The 19898-nt window shown below is 61.1% G+C and carries 11 protein-coding genes; 3 read left to right on the top strand and 8 right to left on the bottom strand.

Translation table 11 applies throughout. The features are described from left to right. Genes Enr13x_RS07510 through Enr13x_RS07495 form a run of 4 tightly spaced genes read right to left on the bottom strand, consistent with a single transcriptional unit; the run spans position 1 to position 6228 of the window. Positions 1-3351 (bottom strand): efflux RND transporter permease subunit, encoded by a 3351-nt coding sequence (locus tag Enr13x_RS07510; RefSeq protein WP_145385427.1) that lies wholly within the window; start codon positions 3349-3351, stop codon positions 1-3. Continuing rightward, the gene (locus Enr13x_RS07505) at positions 3348-4463 is read right to left on the bottom strand and encodes an efflux RND transporter periplasmic adaptor subunit (RefSeq protein WP_231744148.1); all 1116 of its coding nucleotides are present in this window, start codon (positions 4461-4463) and stop codon (positions 3348-3350) included. Before Enr13x_RS07505 ends, Enr13x_RS07510 begins: the two co-directional genes overlap by 4 nt. Beyond that, positions 4454-5683 carry an FAD-dependent oxidoreductase gene (locus Enr13x_RS07500; RefSeq protein ID WP_231744147.1) on the bottom strand — a complete coding sequence of 410 codons (1230 nt, stop codon included), beginning with the start codon at positions 5681-5683 and terminating at the stop codon, positions 4454-4456. The genes Enr13x_RS07505 and Enr13x_RS07500 overlap by 10 nt, the downstream gene beginning before the upstream one ends. After that, positions 5680-6228: a rhodanese-like domain-containing protein gene (locus tag Enr13x_RS07495; protein ID WP_231744146.1), complete on the bottom strand. Its 549-nt coding sequence runs from the start codon at positions 6226-6228 to the stop codon at positions 5680-5682. Before Enr13x_RS07495 ends, Enr13x_RS07500 begins: the two co-directional genes overlap by 4 nt. A gap of 388 nt (positions 6229-6616) precedes the next feature. Between Enr13x_RS07495 and Enr13x_RS07490 the strand changes: the two genes are divergently transcribed. Further along, positions 6617-8119, top strand: a complete 1503-nt coding sequence (locus tag Enr13x_RS07490; protein ID WP_145385425.1) for a hypothetical protein — start codon at positions 6617-6619, stop codon at positions 8117-8119. A gap of 602 nt (positions 8120-8721) precedes the next feature. Here Enr13x_RS07490 and Enr13x_RS07485 read toward each other — a convergent pair. From Enr13x_RS07485 to Enr13x_RS07475, 3 genes are all read right to left on the bottom strand, one after another. Next, positions 8722-10419, bottom strand: coding sequence for a hypothetical protein (locus Enr13x_RS07485; protein WP_145385424.1), 1698 nt, complete (start codon positions 10417-10419; stop codon positions 8722-8724). 288 nt (positions 10420-10707) lie between these two features. Beyond that, positions 10708-15012: a VWA domain-containing protein gene (locus Enr13x_RS07480; RefSeq protein WP_197455861.1), complete on the bottom strand. Its 4305-nt coding sequence runs from the start codon at positions 15010-15012 to the stop codon at positions 10708-10710. 830 nt (positions 15013-15842) lie between these two features. After that, positions 15843-16343 (bottom strand): hypothetical protein, encoded by a 501-nt coding sequence (locus Enr13x_RS07475; protein ID WP_145385422.1) that lies wholly within the window; start codon positions 16341-16343, stop codon positions 15843-15845. A gap of 473 nt (positions 16344-16816) precedes the next feature. Here Enr13x_RS07475 and Enr13x_RS07470 point away from each other — a divergent pair, with 473 nt between their 5' ends. Then, positions 16817-17971: a hypothetical protein gene (locus Enr13x_RS07470; RefSeq protein WP_145385421.1), complete on the top strand. Its 1155-nt coding sequence runs from the start codon at positions 16817-16819 to the stop codon at positions 17969-17971. Between the two features lie 3 nt (positions 17972-17974). Here the strand turns inward: Enr13x_RS07470 and Enr13x_RS07465 are convergent, their stop codons facing one another. Continuing rightward, positions 17975-18556, bottom strand: a complete 582-nt coding sequence (locus Enr13x_RS07465; protein WP_145385420.1) for a hypothetical protein — start codon at positions 18554-18556, stop codon at positions 17975-17977. 198 nt (positions 18557-18754) lie between these two features. Here Enr13x_RS07465 and Enr13x_RS07460 point away from each other — a divergent pair, with 198 nt between their 5' ends. Further along, positions 18755-19864, top strand: coding sequence for a leucine-rich repeat domain-containing protein (locus Enr13x_RS07460; protein WP_197455860.1), 1110 nt, complete (start codon positions 18755-18757; stop codon positions 19862-19864). The last annotated feature ends 34 nt before the right edge of the window (positions 19865-19898 follow it).

Genomic DNA, 19898 nt, shown 5'->3' with positions numbered 1-19898 from the left:
TCAAAGTTCCTCGGCGGTGGTTGAAGCGGAAGGTGTTTCGCCGCGATAGATCAGCCAGTATGCGGCAGGGATCACGATCAGGGTGAAAAACGTGGACGTCAGGATTCCGAAGATGATGGCCCAGGCCAATCCGGAAAACACCGGGTCCAGCGTGATCACCCAGTTGGCCAACAGCGTGGTGCCGGCGGTCAACAGGATCGGTCGTGTGCGGACGGCGACGCTGCGGATGATCGACTCTTCCAACGCAAAGCCTTCGGCCTGTGCCAGGTGAATGAAGTCGATCAGGACGACGGAGTTTCGCACCACGATCCCGGCCAGCGCGATCATCCCGATCATCGCCGTGGCGGTGATGAAGACGGGATTGGGGTGGCCGCCGACGGGTTGATTCATGATCAGGTTCAGTCCCCAAAAACCGGGCATGATGCCGATCATCGACAACGGAATCGCCGACATGATCAACAACGGCAGCGTCCGCGAACCGGTTTGAAACATCAGCACGACAAAGATGCCGACCAAGGCGGCGCCGAAGGCCAAGCCCAGGTCGCGAAACACATCCAGCGTGATGTCCCACTCGCCTTCGCCGGCCCACTGGACTTGGTAGCCGTCGGGAACGGACCAGGGGACGCCACCGCCGAGCGACATCCAGGAACGCCGGCCGATGGGGCGTGGTTGGGCAGGCTCGGCATCGGTCGCCGCGGCATCGTCTGCCGAAACCGGGCGTCGATCCCACTCGACGTCCATGATCGCGTCGGCCGGCGGTCGGCCCGCAACTTCCGCATAGACGTAAACCACACGGCGGAGATTCTTGTGATAGATCGACTTGTCTTCGAGCGTTTCTCGAAACCGTCCGAGCGCACCGAGTTGGACGATTTGTCCCGCCTCGCCCTGGACATAGATCTCTTCCAGATCATCCAGCGCCGATCGGCTCGCCCGGGGCAGTTTCAGTTCGATCCACAGCGGTTCCACTTCCTGGGGCAGATGCAAGACCGTCGCCTGGTTGCCACTGAGCGCGGTTGCCACGGTCTGGGCGATCGCTTCGGTGGAGATCCCCGACAAGGCCGCTTTCGGTTTATCGGTTTCGAACACGAAACGGATTTGATCGTCTTCGGCACTGACATCCAGGTCGACCACGCCCGGTTCCTGTGTCAACCGGCCCATCACGTTGCGTGCGACGTCGATCTGTTGAGCGTAGGTTCCGTGGGGCGGCCCGTAGACCTCGGCCGTGATCGTGGACAACACCGGTGGTCCCGGCGGAACTTCCACCAGTTTGATGTTCGCCCCCATCGATTCAGCCAACTCGGTGACTTCATCCCGGATCCGCAGCAGGATCTCGTGGGATTGTTGAACCCGTTGTTCTTTGGCCAACAGGTTCACTCGGATGTCGGCGACGTGTGGGCCCTGACGCAGAAAATAATGACGGACCAACCCGTTAAAATCCATCGGCGATGCCGTGCCGACGAACAGTTCATAATCGCTGACTTCGGCCAAGCCGCCGAGGAATCGACCGATCCGCCGCGCGACCACATCGGTCCGTTCCAGCGTGGTCCCTTCGGGCATGTCGATGACGACTTGGAATTCGTTCTTGTTGTCATACGGCAGCATCTTGACGGGCACCCATCGAAACACGGGCGGAATCAGCGCAAGGACAAACAGCAACGCGATGCCCAGCAAAACGCCCCAGGCGTAAAGGGCGCGTGAGAGGATCGGCGCGAGCACGAAACGGGACAGGCGATACAGCGGCCGCGTCGTCAAATCATACGCGTCGTCTGGATCGCCCGACTGGTTGAGTTGCTTGAGTGAAACCATCGCCAACCAGGGCGTGATCACAAACGCGACGATCGTCGACACGGTGACCGTCAGCGGAACGTTGAGCGCCATCGGCGCCATGTACGGCCCCATCATGCCGGTGATGAATGCCAGGGGTAGAAAGCTGACGATGATGGCCAGCGTCGACAAGATCAACGCCGGGCGAACCTCTTGAACCGCACGCAGGACCGACTTGCGGGGCGGAAAGATCTTCATCGTGAAGTAGCGGGCAATGTTCTCCACGTCGGTGATCGGGTCGTCGACCAACAACCCCAACGCCAAGATCAAGGCGAACATGGTGACGCGGTTGATCGAATAGCCGACCATCAGATTGACGAACAGGGTCAGGCTGTAGCAAACCGGGATCGCCAGCGCGATCACCAGCGCCGGACGCCACCCCATCGTCAAACCGATCAAGCCGACCACGGTCAGCACGGCCACCACCAGCCCTTCGATCAGTTCATTGACTTTTTCGTTGGCGGTTTCGCCATAATCACGCGTGACGCGGAAATGTGTTCCGGTGGGCAAGTGCGACGCTTCGAGTGCCTCGAGTTTGGCTTCGACCGCGCCGGCCACTCGGACGGCATTGGAACCCTTGCGTTTGGCGACCGAAATGTGCACGGCGGGATACAGTTCGGTACGATCCCCGTACGTTTCGTCCGCCGCGCCGAACCCGATCCAGCTATAACTGTCCGCTTCGGCCGGCCCATCGACGACCGTGGCGACGTTCTTCAGATAGACCGGTCGTCCGCCGGCCACGTTGACGACGATCTCTTCCAACTCCGCGACGTTGCGGATGAAGGTTCCGGTTTCGACATTGAACTGCGTGTTCTGCTGTTCAAAGCTGCCATTGCGCGCCGTGACGTTGCTGACCTGCAGCGCCCGGGCGACCTGCAGCGGCGACGTCTTGTGGGCGGCCAACCGTTGGGCATCCAAGTTGACATAGATGCGGCGGGGCCGTCCGCCGACCACTTCGACGCGGTTCGTGTTGGGGATCGACTGCAATTCGCGTTGGACTTCTTCGGCGATTCGACGCAGCTCGTGATCCCCATAACGCTGGGTCTGATCCGACCAGAGGGACGCGATCACGATCGGCACGTCATCGACTTCGATCGGTTTGACCACCCAGGACTGCACGACGGGCGGGATCTTGTCGGTCGACGAGTTGATTTTGTTGTAGATCTTGACCAACGAGTCTTCGCGATCTTCGCCGACGTAGAACCGCACCGTGACGACGCACTGTCCCGGCTGGGATGTGGAGTAGACGAATTCGACGCCGTCGATTTGGTACAACAGCTTTTCCAGCCGATCGGTCACCTGGCGTTCCACTTCTTCGGCCGACAAGCCCGGAGCGGACGCAAACACGTCGGCCATCGGCACGACGATTTGCGGTTCCTCCTCGCGGGGTGTCAAAAACAAAGCGGCCGCGCCCAGTAGCAGAGAGACCGCGATCAACAGGAACGCGACATCACCGCGTAAAAAGACTTCGACGATCCGAGTCATCAACGGTGTGTCGGGGGCGTTTGCATCGTCACCATTTGTCATCGGTCGGTGCCTCCTGCGTCCGCAGCGCCGGCTTGCAACACCACCCGCTCGCCGGCTTCGATCCCGCTGAGCACTTCCTGACGCCCGGGCATGCCGAGTTGCCCGATCTTGACCAGTCGGCGTTCGATGTTTCCGTCCGGGAGCACGACGTCGACAAAATCGAGTTGTCCGACCTGGATCAAGGCGTCGGTGTTCAAACACAAATGCCTGCGCTCGCCCGCGGAAATGCGCAGGCGTCCGAACATGCCCTCGTAAAGCTCATCGGATTTGGGCAGACTGGCTTTGACCAGAAAGGACCGACTGGGCGCGTCGGCTTGGGGAACGATTTCGTCGATCGTGGCGTCGAATTCGCGATCGAGTGCGTCGACATAGACGCCCAAGCGATCGCCGACGTTGAGCTTCACGGCCAGGTGCTCCATCACCGGCGCTTCCAGCCGCAGCGAGGTCGCATCGTAGAGCGTCAGAATCGGCTCGCCGGGGCGGGCGATGTCACCGGGTTCGGCCGCGCGGTCCACGATGCGCCCGTTTTTGGCGGCGTTGATGACCGTGTAAGAAAGCAACGCCTCGGCTTCCTGGATCGCTTTGATGGCTTGCAATTCATTCGCGGTGGCCACCTGCAGATCACGTTGGGCGAGATCGAATTCGGATCCCGACAACGCGTTTTGTTGTTGCAGGGTCCTCGCGCGCTGGAACGCTTTTTCGGCTTGCTCGCGATTGGCCGTGGTGGCTTCGAGTGCCCGTTTGGCCTGGTCGAGCCGGGCTTCGTATTCCTTGCTGTCCAGACGGATCAGCTCCTGCCCCTGCTGGACCTGATCGCCCGCCGTGACGCGGATCTCGGCGATCGTCGCCAGCAGCTTGGACGAGACGACGGTGCGGCTGGACGCCTTGAGCGTCCCGATCGCCTCTTCGATGTACGGCTTTTCGATCTCATGCACGATGTCGGTGGGCTGGTCGGTGTGCTTGGGGATGCCGCGGCCCGTCCAGCCCGGCTGGACCTTGTCTTCGAACATGCCGGAAAGCCAAGCGATGATCGCCACCAACAGCAACAAGCCGCCGCCGATCATGCCGATTCGACCGAAGGCGGTGAACCATTTACGCAATTTTATCTGCACGACAGGGGCTCCTCTGAAAGATCGTCCGTGGTTTGTGTGTTTGATCTGCCATGAAAATCGGAATGGAACTGGTACTCGCGGACAAAGCGTTTGTCGATCCACGTCTTCAGTCGCCAGCACCAGCGCGCGTGCGCGGTGAACCAGCCGTATTGCAGCATGGCTTTCCCATCACCGGTATTGAGCAGCTTTAGAAAGTCACGCTGTGGCTCGAATCGATGCAGCGCGTCCTGGTTCAGCAACGCGTTGACGTTGTGCCACAAAACCGGACATTGCCGGACGGCATACACGCCCGCTTTGGGAGACGGCGATTCGATCACCGTTCCCGAATCGCCGACCGCAAAGATCCGCTCGTCCGAAAGCGATTGCAAGGTCTTGGAGGTCGCGATGAATCCACGCTCGTCCGTTTGAAGCCCGAGGCGGCCGAGCACCGCAGGCGCCGCGGCCCCGGTCGCCCAAATGACGCAATCCGATCGATGACTTCGCCCGTCGTCGGTGTGGAGCGTCGTGTCGGTCAACGCGTCGACGCGCTGGCCACGATGGACGGTGATCCCGCGTTGCCCCAGCAGTTTCTCGATGGAACGCACGCTCCGCATCGGCATCCCGTCGGCCACATGCCGACTGCTGGTGAAGATCTCAATCGCAATCTCACGCTCGTTGCGGCGCTTTTGCCACTGCTGCTGCAAACAGAATGCGATTTCGACGCTGGCGACTCCGCCGCCGACCACGGCGACCCGGATCGGATCGCGTTCGTCTGGCGATTGGTTCACCGCCTGGTCTCGCAAGTGCGACTCCAGTCGCTGCAGAAACGTTTGCATCGGCTTGATCGGGACCAACAACTTCGAATGGGAATGCTGCTCCCAACCGGCGGGCATCGACCCGACTCCGATCGACAGGACATCAAACGAGATCGGATCGTGATCGCAAAAGTGAAGCTGTCCGGCATCCAAATCGATGCCCTGGGTATCGGCGATGACCAAGTCCGCACCGGCGTGATGGGCCAAGGCCGCCAAGTCGATTCGCATCTCGTCGTCGCTGAATTGCTGCCCCAACGTGCCGGGCAGCATCCCCGAGTAAGTCGCCGTGGGGAACTTGCTGATACAAATCAATCGACAACCGGCGATCGGTTCGCTGATCCACTGCTTGACCAGGTGGGCATTGGTGTGGCCGATGCCCAGCAGGACGATGTTTTTCAGCGGGCCGTTGGCCGGTGCGGGGTTCACTGGGTGACCTGTTCGTACTTCGAAGGAATCTTATAGCGATCGCTGTAGGTGTGCACGCGGTTGGTCGGCTTTCCATCGAGCGTGACCAACGGCAGTTCGGCGTCGATCCATTTCAAGATGCTGCCCTTGTAGTTTTTGACGGTGACACCCTTGGCGACGAGTTGCTTGGCGTAGGCACCACTGCGGCCGCCGACGGTGCAATAGGGAATCACCGTGCGGCCTTGATAGTCCTGGCGGTTGGCTTCGTACTGCTTCTTGGTGATCGCTCCGGGAATGATCGACACGTTGACTTCGGCGTCCGAACGGACGTCCACCAAGACAAAATTCGCTGGTGGTGCCTCGCCGCCGGAGGCTTTCGCGCTGGCGACGGCTTGCTGCTGCTTTTTCAGCAACGCCTGCAATTGATCGGTGCTGATCGTTTCGATCTTGGGACCGCCAAAGAATCCGCCGAACTGAGCCGGGGCGGCGGGGGATGCCAAGCCACAAAACGCCAGTGCCACAAGTCCAAGCCAACCGTTTCGAATCATCTGTTTCCTCGGTTTCATGATGCGTCGGGGAATCCGTCGTCTGTGCTCTCGCCACAACCATTCAATATATCGCTAGGTGACGAGGTGTCAACCAGTCTTTTTTGGCGTGAAGTGGCGAAAAAGGCTGACTTCTCGGTCCCGGGCTCTGCCAACGCCGTGCCGCTACCAATCGGACGGGTTAGCGGAACGGCGCGAGCCGTCCGGTTACGTTTCAAAAACACCGTGAAAGACCGGAGGGCTCGCGCCCTGCCGCGAACAAAAAACACGCCGCTTGGCGTTACGGTAGATGGTATCGGGCGAGCGGCCGGCCGCTCGCATCGAGCTAACGGCTTGCGCAGCAGCCTTGCCCCGTGATCGCCGAATCTGCTACAGGCGGACCGAATCGACCTTCCGCGACGCCAATGCTGTGAAACCAGAACGCCCCGACCCGACCGAAAACGCTCCCGCCGATGTCCGGGTCGTCCGTGAACTTGGAAAAGGACGGGCGGCGACGGCGCGGCTGGTCGACGCGACGTTTCGGGACGGTTCGACGGTGCGTTGCGTCGAAAAGGTGTTTTGCCCGGGGCGATTGACCCGGGCGATCTATCGGATTTTCTTTTTCGCCCCGTTTGCCTATCAGTTCAACCGCGACGCGATCTTGGCGTGCTTTTATCGCCGCCGGGTGGCCGCGGAGCGTTTGCGACGGGCGGGCGTGGACGTCGACGTCGCCGCTCCGCTGTACGTCCGCTTTGACGCGACTGCGCCCGGTTGGGTGCTGGCGGCCGAGCACATCGACGGCCGGGGAGTCCGCCCGACCGCCCCGGACCAGGCGGCGGGTGAGATCGATCAATTGATCGGTGTGATGCATGACGCGAAAGATGCCCTGATTCGGACCGGGCTGAACGGCAGCGGCTGGCAAGTCGACCCGCGGGCGCTGGTTTCCACGGCGAATTTGTTGCGTCGGGGGCAACGTTACACGATCATCGATTTGGAATCCGGCATCCCAGCGATCTTGGTCCCCAAGTATTGGCTGCTCGCCGCCGGCCAACGAACCTGGCCGCCATTTGATGACTTGGACGCGGACACGCTGCGATCACAGGCGTCGGATGATGGCGCCGACGTCGAAGCGTTGATCGATCACACCGCTCGTTGGAAAGCGAGCGAACCGGCTCCGTTGCGACTGGACACGTGGCGTCGATGGGCGGCCAAGACGCTGCGTCATGTCAGCCGCTCGGCACGAGCGACGTGGCATCTGCTGACCCGGCGTCGCTATCAGACCTATGTGGGATTGCGGTACATCCGCCGTTCGATCCGGCGCTGGGAGGGCGAGCAACGGATCGGTCCGCTCGAGGCGTCCGATCTGAGCCGTCAGGTGGATGCGAACGAGGTCGCGACCTACGCGCGAGGGATGGCGCTGCATCTGGCGATCAAGGCCTGTTCGCCTTGGGTGGTACCGGCGAAATACGGCGGTGTGATTGCCGCGGTGTTGACCGGCAACGCCTGGTTCTTATTGCCGTGGTTGCTGTTGCCGTTGGCGCGTGCCGTGGTGACGTTGTCGAGCTGGTTGGCGTGCGGCCGTAGCGTTCGCCACACCGAAGCCTTGCTCTGGGGCTGTCTGCCCACCGTCGGGTCCCTGGCGTTTCCCGTCCAGATTTTCATCCGGCGTCCCGCGTTGGCGCATTTTCTGATTCGCGACTTTGCCTCGCGCATCGGCCGACGTCTGCCGATTTATGGCGGCAAGGATTCGCGGACGGAGATGATGCTGATTCGCTGGAGCGACCGCATCGTGGTTGCAATCGCTTGGGTGTTCAAAACCGATATGTCGCAGCAGCGCGTTGCGGATCATGGTGCCACGGTCGGTCCGTCGCAGCTGGAGCATGACGCGTTGAAACACGACGCGTTGGAGCACACGACCAACCGAGCCGCTTGATCAATGTCAACGTCAACGGCTTGGCCGTTCGCGCTGGTGCGAACCGGCTGATGCCAAACGATGATCAGCGGTTTACCGCCAGCCCAATGCCATCTCCTTTGGCACTAGTGCTTTGTCAGCTTTCAATTTTCGAGCCTGCGTTTGTCGAGCGGAAAAGGGGTCAGGTACCAAAAACCAAATGGCCCGCAGGGTGCTTCGCATTTTTGGTACCTGACCCCTTTTCCGCGGTACCCTAAGTATAAAAGTTGACGAAGCACTAGAGGTGTTAGCGGAACGGCGCGAGCCGTCCGGTTGCGCTTCAAAAACACCGTGAAAGACCGGAGGGCTCGCGCCCTACCGCTAACAAAAACACCCCGCTTGGCGTCAAAGTAGATGGCATTGGGCGCGAGCCTACGGGCCCGCCCCTGGACAAGCCCCTCACGAAAACAGGCCGCCCGATTGAGGCGGCCTGTTGCGTTGATGCTTGGGGTCGCCCATCAAGAGTGAAGTGAACGCCGCCATTGACCGTTCGACCTCCCCTCGCTTCGCTCGACCCTCCTGCCAGGAGGGTGACCTCAAAACTGCACGACCCGCACACGGGGATGGGGTTCTGCGACGCCTGCTTAGAACGGTTGCTGAGCTTGTCGGCCGGCCATGGCGGCGGCGCCGATCGATCGGATCAGCCCTTCCCCGATGGTCAGTTTGATGGAGGAACCGTTGGGGATGGACTTGGTCGTGAGGTTGACTTCGCCCTTGTCTTGCGAATTGGTCAGCGCGTTGATCATGGCGGCCATGTTGTCGTTGGATTCGACCGACTGGGCCAGTTCCAGGAACGGCAACAGTTTGAACTTAAACTGGCCCAGCGGGCGATCGCCACCGGTGTCGCTGCTGCCGGCGGTGATGAACTGCTTGAGCAATTCGTCGCTGCCGCGGCCGGCGGCGATGTAGATCGCTTTGGGTGCCGTGCCGATGTGGACTTGGATCTTCTCGCCGAACACCTTTCGCACTTCGTCTTCGCTGGCCGGCACATCGGCTTCGATCACGTGCAGGGTGACGCCGCCGAAGTTACCGACATCAAATTTAAACGTGGGCGCGTCGGGGCTGTCGGGAACCTTGGTTGCCAGGTCTTTTGCCAGCGCGGCGACTTTCGTTCCATCGGCGACGAACGTGCCGATCACGGCTTGGAATTCATCGCGTCCGGCCATCACCAGGACCCCCATGTCCGATTTGCCTTCGGACAAGGATTCGGTGACGATGTCGCTGAGCCGAGTGATGTATTGATCGATTTCGTTGATCTGGTCGTCGCTCAAGTTGCCATCGGTTTCCAGGGCACCCTTGATCATGCCAAGCGAGGACTCAATGCCGTCCTTGGCTTGGGTGATCGCTTCGGGGCCGATCGAGGTGGCGCTGTGCAGGTAAGCGGCGGCGTCGTCTCGGATGACCGAAGCGAAACGGGACGGGATCGATTGCTGACCGCCGTAGACGGCAGCCAATTGGGTTCCGCCGACGGCGGTGAAGGACACGTCCAAGGCGACCTGTTGGTTGGCCTTGTCGATGTTCAATCCGAGATTCAACTCGTCGGCTTCTTGGACCAACCGCTCCAGTTGTGCGATCGAGTTTTCGCCCATTTCACGGGCCGATTCGGCGTCGGCTTGTTGAGCCATGGTTTGCTCGAAACCTTGACGCAGTTGATCGATCAGGATGTTGCGGATTTCGACGGGAACCTGTTGGATTTGCAACCGGACCGCCACGTTGTAGGCATTGCCCATGCCCTTAAACAGACCGCTGGCATCGGCCGGGGCAAGCTTCAGTGCGGCTTGATTTTGTGCCGCGACCGCGTTGTTGGCGTTCTGCTTGATGTACAGGGTGTTTTGGTTGACGGTCAAAACCAGGGTGCCGTCGTCGAGTTCGTCGACCGGTCCGGTCTGAGCTTCCAGCCGTTTCAGGATCGGGCGAATGTCCTTGGTCGGCAACACCACAATCGGCTGCGGTGCTCCACCGACCAGCGGTACCAGGACCCCGATCGGCTGGTCCATGTCCATGCCTTGGGTGAACGTGGCGGCCAACATCGGGAACATCGCCAACTGCGGTTGGCTGGTGATTTCAGCCATGTAGCTGACGTCATCCATCAACTTCCTGACCGAGCCGAGCGTGACGACGACGACCGGTTGGGTGCCGTCGGTGAGTGTCGCGCTGGACGAACCGGCCGCGGGCGCAAGACCGTCTTGAGCCATGGCGGGTGCGGCGATGAACGTGGTTGCCAGAACCGCAGCGGCCGCGATGGCTCGGGCGGCATGCCGGGGGCGGAGGCAATTTGTCATGAAACCCATAATCGTTTGTTGTCCTTGTGACAGATGGGGGTGCAAGATTCGAGCGTAGTGTCTACCAATTCGGCGAGGACCTGACAACTTTGGGACGCCGCATCGGAGAGATCTCTCAAGAATCCTGTGCTGAATCGCCCCCCGTGTGAAGGGGTCCCCTTACTGCAATCTACCCGGTGACCGCGGTCCAGGTTTCAGCGGAACGGAAAAAAAGAAAGGCTGCCACCCCGGAAAGGATGACAGCCTTTGAATTGCTAGCTGGAACTCGTCGGCTCAGAGAGCCTGAGATCAGTTGCCCAATCCGCCGCCCAAACCACCGGCCGCTCCGCCGGTCGCCCCGCCGGTCGCCCCGCCGGTCGCTCCACCGGCACCGCCGGTGTTGCCATCGACGAAGTTAAACGTGCTCACGTCGCCGACTTGTGAAAAGAACGGCGCGGGTGAAATCCGCACGTAGCGTCGATCGGCGGAGATGATCGCCAGCGTCGACAGCGACGCCCCTTCGGGCAACTGGGTGATTTGGGGCTGGAACCCGACGGCGTTGTTACGGCCGAAGAACGGATTCGCCCCGACGCCACCGGTCAAGCGTTGGGTGTCGCGGTACAGGTCACGCAGCACTTGGGCCGAGTCGTTTCCGGGATCGGCAAATTGACCGAGCAATTGACCGTTGAGATCGCGTTGGACGTCTCGCAAGTGGGCCAACTGTGCTTCACCGAGCTTCTCTTGGCGTTTTCCGTCTTTGACTTCAAACACGAACAGCGCGTTTTTCTCCGTCAGCGGGACCTCTTTGCGGATGAATCGCTGGCTGGGCCGTTTGGCATCGGTGACGATTTCGACCGTCACCTGCCCGGTCGAGACTTCGCCCCAGACCTTTCGAACCAGCAGACGATATTGGCCGCTGAACCCGCGTGGGCAAATGTAGGTTTCCGAGACCGTTCCCGTGTTGTCTTCGCCCTGTCCCGGATAGGAGTCACCGAGCAGCGTGCCGCCGCTGGCACTGGATCGATTTTCCAGTGAGCAAACGGTTCCGCCGGGCTCTTCGATCGCCAGATCGATGTCGGCATCGCCGGTCCAGGACACGCGAACGATGACATCGTGTGCGGCAGCCTGATCAAGCGTTCTGGCAAACTTCGCCGCTTCGTCTTGCATGCCCTGTTCTTTCAGCTCGGCGTAGGCGCTGCGGGCCAACAGGGTGGCTTTGTCGACGACCGGCGCGAACTCCGCCGGCCAGGCTTGGGCCAGAACACCGCTGCAAGCCCAAGCGATGGCGTTGGGATCGTCAAGCTGTTCGGCCAGACGCAGACCCATCACGTAGGTTTCGCGTCGATTCGGGTCCAATTCGGCGACCCGCTGGCACAGTCGCAAGGCAGCAGCCGCGCTGCCCAGGTCTTCCAAACGGGCGGCAACGTTCAAGATATCGGCGGGGGTCTCCGCGAAATCGACCGCGGACAACAACGCCCGCTCGACTTCCGATTGGGGAGCCCCGGTCGCCGTCAGCGTGATCGCATAGGCTTGGTACATCCACGGTTGAACATGGCCGGCGCGGATCGCTTCGCTGATCATGTCTCGCGATTGACCAAAGTACTCGACGGCCGCTGCGCGATCGCCACGCTCGTCGGCCGCTGCGGCCTTGAGCGAGAACTGGCGGGCGGTCGCGCGAATTTGCTGATCCAAAATCGTGATTTGGCGCACATCGCCGAGGGTCAATCCGGCAAAGAATGCTTCCCACGCTTGACCACGTGTTTGACCTTCTTTGGGAGTCACTTTCAGGGGTTGGATCAACTGCTCTTCGGCAGCGGAAAGCGTTGCCGCCGGGGCGCTGTCTTGGGCCACACTGTCCTGGGAAACATCGGCGTCGGTCGCGGTCGGGGCGGATTCCGATTTGGAATCCAGGCTGACATTGTCGGGCACGACAAACATGCCGCCGCCCATGCCGCCACCGCCCATGCCGCCGCCCATGCCGCCCATGCCGCCGCCCATGCCGCCGCCCATGCCGCCACCCATGCCGCCGCCCATGCCGCCGCCCATGCCGCCGCCCATGCCGCCGCCGCCGAGCGAGACGATCGGCACGACGAGGTCACCGACGGGATAGACTTTGGTCACCAGGTTGTCTTCGGCAGCTTCCACGGTGGTGATCTGCATCACCTCGTCTTTGATCAGGTACGTCAGTTCCAGGTCACGCAGCATCAATCGCAGGAACGACCGCAGGGTGACGTTCTTGAGGTCGATGTTGACCCCGGCATCGGCGTCGAGACCGATTTCTTCCAGGGCTCGGTTGTCGATCACGATCGGGATTTCGTGCGTGTCGCTGATCGTCTGAATGGCTTCGCGGAGCGGGGTTTCGATAAACGTTTGCGTCGTTTCGTCGGACAGCGACGCTTCGATCTTGCGTTCGGTTTCGTTGTCACCGACCAATTCGATCGAACCGTAGCGTTCCAGGCGACGTCGGCTGAGCGCCTGCCAGACATCGGCATCGGGGTACAAGATTGGGGGCTCGTCGACGAACGGGATGTTGCTCTTGAGCACCAGGGAGAACGCGTCGACGAAGTTCCGCTCACGCATTTCCTTGTAGCGACGGTCACGGTCGTAGGTCTGCAATGCCAGCGGCTGGTCGGTGAAATGACGACCGGCGATGGAATCTTCGGTGATCGAGTCACCGGCGATCTCGGCAAATTTCAACGACACGTCGCCGTCGGCTTCGGTGTAACGGCCTTCGTCGATCAGGGCGTTCATTTGCTGGGACAGCGTCTTCAGGGTCGCTTCGCGGCGGAACGTCTCTTGCAACAACCGTGCGGTCGCACGCGACGCTTCGTCTTGAGCGACGATGTTGGCCTGTTGGGCGGCAAAGCGTGCATAGGCACTGCTGGCCGCTTGGATAGACGATTGCAATTGGCTTTCCAAATCTTGACGCAGTTTGGGATCGATGTCCGGCAGCGTTTGAACGCGGGCGAGGACCGATTTCAGCTGGCCGGCGACGCCGGTCGGGTCGGTCCGCAGGGCTCGTTCGGCCGCCCGCAATGCCGCTTTGACTTCCGCGCGAAGGCGTCCGTTGGCGGCACTGCGTTGGGCTTCGATGCGGTCCAGCAAATCGCCGCCACGCTCCAAAATTTCGTCGTCGCCGACGATGCTGCGTCCCGGCGGGACCATCGGCAGACGTCCACCGCTGGGGGCTGCCGGGGGCGGCGTGGCAACCGGAGGTGCCGCGGCGGCCGGTGCCGGTGCCGGTGCCGCGGGAGCAGCCGGTGCGGGTGCAGCCGGAGCCGGCTCGGGGGTTCCGAACAGGTCGTCGGTCGCATCGGCCGCCGGAGCTGCCGGTTCGGGAGTGCCGAACGGGTCATCGGCCGCCGGAGCCGCCGGTTGGGCATCGTCTTCGCCGAACAAACCATCAAACGGCGAATCGTTTTGGATGATCAGCGTCGTGCCGCTGACTTTCACCAACGCTTTGGCGTCTTCGTTGTTCGGGTCAGCTTCCAAGGCCATCTCGGCGACCGCTTTGGCGCCTTTCTTGTTGCCCTGTTTCAGTGCCAGTTTCCCGGCCCGCACCAGTTCGTCCGACTTGGCGGTCAGGATGCGAGCGGTTTCGCGGAGCATGACGCTGCTGGCGGTGGGCAAGGTGAGCCCTGAATTTTTCTTTGCCCCGTCCACCAAACCGGGCAGGAAGGCGAAGTCGGGGTTGTCGCGTTCGACGCTCGCGTCGGTGGTGATGCGAATGTTGGCGGTCGGCGTGGTGCCTTGCAGCACAAACGTGACCGAATCCAGGTCGCCGGCGATTTGACCGATCAAGATCGAATCGCGGTCGACTCGCAATGGTGGGACCCGTTTGCCGTGAGCGATCGTCACCGCCGCGGGCAATTCCGCCTGATCGATCCAAATCGGTGAACGCACGGCCGACTCGGTCACCCGGTCGGCGATCGCGGTGGCCGTGTTGCCCTCGGCTTCGTTGACAACGCCCAGCACGCCGCCGGTGTGATTGGCCAAGATGGCCATCAACTCGATGTTCTTGGAAGGACCGATCGCGACGCTGTGCACGGAGATATGGTCTGCCCGCAAGGCATCGATCAGTGCCGCAAAGCGTGTTTCGCTGCCGGTGGCGTCGATCGACGCGCCGTCACCGATGTAAACGATCGATCGGGTGTGGTAGCGGGGAGCGGCCAGCAACGTGCCGCGGACCGCATCGATCACCGACACCATGTTCGTGTTGCCCAGCGGCAAACGCCGCTGCAGACTTTCCAGGGCGGTGTTCACGCTCGGCTGGTTGGCCGCGACCAAGGCGTCGTTCATGGCGACCGCGGCCACATCGGCGGCGAACACTTGCACGCGGTCACCGGGCCGCAGGGAGGCGACGACCTTGTTGACCGCCGCCAGGGACTCGCGACGAAATTCGCCCGCTTGGCTGGCCGAGGTGTCCATCACGATGACGACGTCGGCGGCCGGTTTCTGGACCTCCCGCAACAACGCATCATCGGCCGACGGCAAAATCGACGCGGCGAAATAGGCCGGGCTGTCCTTCGCCGCCCCGTCCGCCTGGAAACTGACGATGCGGGCCTGGGCGCCGCTGTCATTGCCGTCGGCGGCGTGGCTGAATCCAGGGGCCATCGGAATCGTCAAAGCCACAAGGCCGACAATCGGGCGAATCCACCGCCCTGGCGTAATCAAAGTCTTTAGTTGACGTGCGACGTCTCGCATCTGAATTTTCTCCGCGGTGCTTGAAAACGGCGATCTGCCTGTCTTCATCGGAACAACCGTTCTGTGTGCTAAGTTCCAAACCGCTCGAAATCCACGCATTGGCGGGTTTCTTACGATCTTGGGATAAGGGATGAGTCAATCGAGAGAAATCTCTACTGGCAGAGTCTATTCCCGCTCAATTCAACTCGCTACGAAAAAAAACGCCTTTCGCCCACTCCATTTGATCGCCATTCCGGTTGTGAGTGTTGCATTTTGCAACACCTGTATCGCAATTGATCAGCTGGAATGGGCGAAAGACAAGTCAAACCCCGGTAGGAAGTAGAGGGATGCGATTGGTGTGCCAATCGGAGAAAAATTGGGCGCACGCATGGGGTGCCCAACGAAGTTGTAGCCACCCTCCCTGGAAGGGAGGGTCGAGCAGAGCGAGGGGAGGGTCGAACGATGAATGGTGAGTTTTATTTCGGCTATCAGATTCGCGTCCCAAACAGTAAAGAGCCCCCTCCTCGATACGCTCGGCTCTCCCGGGGGGAGTCCATGGTATACGTGACGGAATTGATCGTAGCGGCAGGCACCTCGACTGTTACAGCGTGGGCCCTCTCTGGCGTTTGCTTGCTGCGCAAACGCCGTCTCTCCCAGAGGGAGAGAAACTAAATGGGTTGCCAACAGCTGCCGTTACGCAATCGATATCCAGAGGGCGGGAGCCCCCCTTTTTGTTTTCAACGAATAAAAACGCCACAACGTCATCGGACCGAGGGGCTTTCGAAGAAAAACTTCGACACCCCCCTCGACTTGCTGGGCAGTTGCCCCCGAACCATCACCTCGGTGACCACCCGCGTCTCGGGATCGAAGCGGCGGTTGCTGCGTTTGTCGGTGAAGATCGCTTGGGGAAGCGTGAGACTTTCCCCCGGCTGAAGGGGGCTGGCCTGGGTGATCTCATACTGCCCGTTGAGAATGATCGACAGATGCCGAATCGGCTGGTCCAGCTCGCTGGTGACCGTGACCACCGGGGTCAACACGGCCACTTGGCCGCCGGTCGTCGGCAGCGGCGCTTCGTCCAGCGTCACCACCACCGGCAAGGGCGGGCCGCCGATGCTCTCGGGGAACAACGCGTAAACGCCCAGCCCGACCCCAATCATCACACAAAACGCGGCGAACAACCCGCGCGACGAAAGCTGAAAGGTGGGGGCGACGCGCGGGATCTCGTTGGCGTCACTGGATTCGGCAGGAGCAGACGACGTCATGGGAGATGGCCGCGTCGATGGAGCGACCCACCGATAGTGGCGGGCAATGGATGGTCGGAGGCAAGAGAAACGAAAAAAGCCGGCCGACAGATCGGTTGATCTGTCAGCCGGCAGTTGCTTCGACCCGTCGGCGGCAAAATGGAGCCGCTGGGAGAAACGCGTAAGTCTGAGCGTGCTACTGCACAAGCCGTTAAGTGACTTAGGCGAACCCTAAAAATGATCCCTCTGCCGAATTAAGAGGATCGAAGCGGGCGAGGTCATTTTCAGACATCGCCGCGTAAGTGTAGGCCGCTGGTTCCTGACAGCAAGCTCAGGAACGCCCCGACAAGAAAGGGATCGGCGTGCTCGGGTCGATGGCGTGAACCCATTTTGCACGGTTCCCCCCGATTTTTTCGCACTGAAATGTTTTGCCAGCATTCCGAAACCGCTTTCTGATTTTTTCGCGTCGTTGTTTTAATTCATGGACTTTGACGATGTACGACAGTTTTTCGTTCACATTTCGCGATGCGTTTCGCTTGGTGATGCAGACCAACGCCGACCCTGTAACGCCGAGTGACCGATCGATGAACAATCCCCCACGGAATCCTGCCGCTCGGTTTGCCGCCCGATGGTTTGCCGCTCGGTTTGCCGGCCGATTAACCGTCAGCGGCCTCGGGTTTCCTCGCCTGCCGATCGCGGTTGCCGCGACGCTGATCGCACTGGCAACGCTGCCGCCGCTGTCGGTTCGGGCGGGATCGCCGCTGGATGCGGAGTTGTTCAGCGAAATCTCGATGTCCGAAACGGTGGTCGAGGCGTCCCAGCCAGTCGCGACGCCGTCGAAATCACCGGCCGCGGTCTTGGGGGCCGCGTCGTTGTCCAAGTTGCTTTCGGCAGCAGGCATTGAATGCGCCGTGGAGTCCCTGGCGGTGCGTGTTGACTTGGCAGAATTATTGCCGACCGCCGACGACGCATCCCAACAGGGAACGTTGCAGTTCCGCGTCGATGCCGACGCCGATCGCATCGATGCCGTGTTGCCGATGGACCGTCTGCCGATCGATGCATCCGGCAATGGCGTCTCGGGCAACGACGTTTCAGTCAATGGCGAAAAACTGATGGCGTTGCTCGTCGCGCTGCAACGCCACGACCATGTGCAGTTGATCGCGTCGGGTAAAACGCTCGCGCTGCACACGTCGCTCAGCAATCAGGGCGTCACCGCGGACCGATTGCGAACCGCGGCCGAACGATTGACGCTGGCGGCGACGAAGACGGCAAGCATCACGACGACGGTGTTGACCAAGGCATCCGTTGCCGAGGCGAGCACCGACAACGACACGCCGCCGGCCCAACCCGCAACGACGCCGGCCGCCGAGCCGTTGGACGGAACCTGGTCGGCGAAAACCTCGGCCAACGATGCCTGGGCCGTTCGCTTCGATGCCGACGGCAAGTTCGTGATGGTTCACACCAAGAGCGGAAAGAACTCGGTGTCGCGGGGCACGTATCAGACGACCGGCGATCGATTGGTTCTGAGCGAATCGGCCGGCGTGACGTTAACCGGCACGCTTGAGCGTCCTTCGTCCAACGCGTTTCGATGGCGATTACAAAACGCCGGCGGCGACGTGGTCGCGACGCTTGCGTTTTCCAAACAGTAACGCTCAATCAAATTCCGGAAACCGGATGAACGAATCGGGCGGTTGAAAGAGTTCCTCCCACGTGGCGTCTCCGCGGTCGTCGCTGTCGTCTGATTCCATCACAGGCGCATCGGGTTCGACAAACTCGTCGTCGACGATCAAGTCCGCCAGCGAGCGGGCGACTTCCACGGCGGTCTTCACTTCGTCGATCAATTCGTCCATCGCGGCATCGCCGACGATGGTCCCCAAGTGCGGGTCAAGCTCGTGGCCGACCTCCCAGGTGATGCGGAACCGGGTCGCCAACTGCGCAAAGAGCTGCACCGCGGCGGTCGCGATTCGAATCGGCTCGGCACCCGCGCCGGCGTCGCTGAGATCGACAACGATTGCGATCACCAATTGGTCGGCGTCACTGATTTCGATCTGCGGGGTGGCAGCATCGATCTGCTGCGTTTCGCATTCGGCGGGCAGCGCGGCCAAGATCGCATCGATCCGCACGGGATCGTCCACGGGGCTGCTGGTGTAAACGAAACGAATTTGCATGCCGGGAAGAAACGAGCGGTGGATCCTGTCGGGGGCGATGGCTGATAGACTAATCGTCTGCCACATCTCTAACTGAAAACGGAGCTGCGGTAAACTACTTGCTGCCTGTCGATTGAATCGATGTTCCCGAATCAACGCAATGATGCCAGGGCGACGCGTTAGCGAGGGGCGTCGCGTGGCCCTTTGCTAACGCATGCGGGCTTACATCGACAGGCCGCTTGTGCGTCTCGGCTGGAATCCACACACCTTTTTGGAATCATTTCGGTGAAACCTTTTTACGCATCCATCACCCTTGCAGGATTACTGTGCTTGACCCTCGGTTGTCCGTCCAAGTCGTCAGTAAAACCCGCATCGGAAGCAGCGATCGATTCCGCCCCGGCCGACTCGGTCGCCTCGGCAGCGGACATCGCGGCCGCCGTTGAAGCGGTGGCGAAGACGCGTCGCGATGGGAACAACGCGGTGATCGAGGTCGATCTGCGCGACGCGGACGTCACCGGTGTGTTGGAAAAACTTGCTGCCCTGCCGAAACTGCGCAGCGTGTTGCTGGCGGGATCCAACGTCGACGACGCCGGTTTGATCCCTGTGGCGAAGATTGACTCGTTGCAAAATCTGGATCTGCGTGGTTGTGCGGTCGGCGACGCGGGGATCTCGCATTTGGCCGGGCTGAACCATCTCAAGGCGATCAGGCTGTCGGGAAAAGACGATGCAACCCAGGTGACCGACACCGCGATGAAAACATTGGGCGGGATCGAGACGCTGGAAGTGATCGCACTGGACTTTCTGCCGATCACCGACCGAGGCGTCGCGGCGCTGGGCGGGCTGTCGAAGCTGAGTGAATTGTACCTGGCCGGGACGCAAGTGACCGACGAATCGGCCCAGACGCTGGCATCGCTGCCGGCGCTGAAAAAACTGCGGATCGCGGCGACACCATTTGGCAACGACGGGTTGGCCGAACTGGCCGGGCTGTCGCAGTTGGTCGAATTGGATCTCAGCGAGTGTGCGGGAATCGACGATGCGTCGCTGGAAACACTCGGCGGATTCACAAAACTTTCCAAGCTCAATCTGTATGCCACGTCGGTCGGCGATGCGGACTGGGGCCAACTTTCCGGGGCGACCGGGCTACAGTGGCTGAACGTCGACAAGACCAACGTCGGTGATCCATCGCTCGATGCCCTGGGCAAGCTGACCGGTTTGACGTTCCTGCATTTGGGCAGCACGCAGATCACCGACGCGGGGCTGCCGCAGTTGGCGGGATTGTCGAAGCTTGAAAAATTAATCGTGACCCGCACGGCTGTCACGCAAGCCGGCGTCGATCAGTTGCGACCGCTGTTGCCCGAGACCGAAATTCAACTCGAGTATGTGCCGGGGAAGTGAACCTTGTCCGCGGGGGCGTCATCGGTCATGTTAG

Source organism: Stieleria neptunia (assembly GCF_007754155.1).
In the GTDB taxonomy this organism is placed as follows: domain Bacteria; phylum Planctomycetota; class Planctomycetia; order Pirellulales; family Pirellulaceae; genus Stieleria; species Stieleria neptunia.
Note: the sequence above shows the minus strand (reverse complement) of the source record. Positions and strands in the feature narration are given on the sequence as shown.